Genomic DNA, 1,804 nt, shown 5'->3' with positions numbered 1-1,804 from the left:
ACAAATAAGGGTTTAAAATTTGGCTTAATGCGTTACTATTACCACCTAATTCTGTTAGACCCTCATATTTGATACTCTGTATTAACACCCTAAGAAAAGGATAGGTTATGCGCTATGAAGTGATTGTTATCGGTGCAGGTATGGTTGGCACCTCAGTTGCGTGGCATTTACAAAAAAATAATTCAAACGTATTGCTGTTAGATAAGAAACTGCCAGGGTCAGAGACCTCGTATGGTAATGCTGGATTGATCCAGCGTGAAGCTATTCATACACATCCTTTTCCTCGTCAATTGACTGAGATGATTCGAGTATTACCCAACCAAGGTACGGACATTCGTTATCGTATACCAGCAATTCTGCGTTACCATCAAGCGCTACTACAATACTGGAAGTATTCTGTACCTGCGACGGTCAAACAAATTGAATCAGAGTGGCAGACACTGATTGAGCATTGCACCAGTGAGCATCAAACGATGATTGAAGCATCTGGTGCTGATGAGTTAATTACTCGCGATGGCTGGTTGCAATTGCATCGTTCTGAAGAGACCTTTAAAGAAGCGCAAGCAGCAGCCATTGATGCACGTAATCAAGGGGTTGAGCATAACGTACTAAACCGTGAAGCACTCAAAGCCATGGAGCCTAGTGCCAATTTTGATGGTTTTGTTGGTGCGATTCATTGGCTAAACTCTTGGCAAGTATCAAACCCAAGCTCATTGGTCAAAGCCTATGCGAAAAACTTCCAAGACATGCAAGGTACGATCAAAGAGAGCGATGTCAAAGAAATCGTAAAAGACGGTGAAGGCTGGAAAATCATCACTGATAATGACACTTATTATAGTGATAAATTGGTTATTGCAGCAGGTCCATGGTCGAATGATTTGATCAGACCACTTGGTTATAATCTGCCATTGTTCCCGATGCGTGGTTATCATCAGCACTTCAAAGTGACAGAAAAAAACACCATCAATCACAGTATGTTTGATATGGATAAAGGCTTTGTGATGGGGCCAATGCAGCAAGGTATCCGCATTACCACTGGTGCTGAGATGACTACCATGAATGCACCAAAGAACTTCGGTCAACTGCAAACTGTACTGAAGCTGGCTCGTAAAATTCTGCCATTAGAAGATGCAGTAGAGTCTGAGGCTTGGGCAGGATCACGTCCTTGTATGCCTGATATGAAACCAGTTATCGGTCCTGCTGATAAGCATGATAAATTATGGTTCGCCTTTGGTCACAGCCATCAAGGCTTTACCTTAGGACCTATGACAGGTCGTCTGGTTGAAGAGATGATTCATGACAAACCGTTATTGGTAGACCTTGCACCGTTTAGTGCTCAGCGTTTCGCTAAATAACTTGTTACTCTACAATGAGTCATGTTGATTGAGTTATGATTGATTCAGCTGTTTTTATAAATTGAAGGGAGATAAAATGATAAAGAAGTTACACAGTACCCCGCGTATGAGTAGAATCGTTGTCCATAACCAAACGGTTTATTTATGTGGTCAAGTGGGCAATGCAGAAGACGATATTCAAGCACAAACTTTGACGTGTTTAGAAAAAATCCAAACGTTACTAGAAGAAGTGGGTAGTGACAAGTCCAAGCTGCTATCAGTAAATGTCTGGGTAAAAGACATGGCAGACTTTGCGGCTATGAATGAAGTGTGGGATAAATGGTTTGAAGGTATCCAGCCTCCAGCTCGCGCTTGCGGTGAGTCAGCACTGGCTCGCCCTGAGCTATTGGTTGAGATGATCGCTATCGCTGCTGAATAATAATCTGCTCGTAGCACCTGTGTTAAATAAA

2 protein-coding genes are annotated in these 1,804 nt (G+C 42.4%); both read left to right on the top strand.

The features are described 5' to 3' along the window. Window positions 1–107 precede the first annotated feature (107 nt). Window positions 108–1,355 (top strand): NAD(P)/FAD-dependent oxidoreductase, encoded by a 1,248-nt coding sequence (locus tag ACT3RN_RS15370; protein ID WP_192520831.1) that lies wholly within the window; start codon window positions 108–110, stop codon window positions 1,353–1,355. A gap of 79 nt (window positions 1,356–1,434) precedes the next feature. Next, window positions 1,435–1,773, top strand: coding sequence for a RidA family protein (locus ACT3RN_RS15365; protein WP_192520833.1), 339 nt, complete (start codon window positions 1,435–1,437; stop codon window positions 1,771–1,773). Window positions 1,774–1,804: the final 31 nt, after the last annotated feature.

It is taken from the genome of Psychrobacter sp. AOP5-GZ1-6 (genome assembly GCF_052376345.1).
GTDB lineage: Bacteria > Pseudomonadota > Gammaproteobacteria > Pseudomonadales > Moraxellaceae > Psychrobacter.
This window is presented reverse-complemented; position numbering and strand designations above follow the sequence as displayed.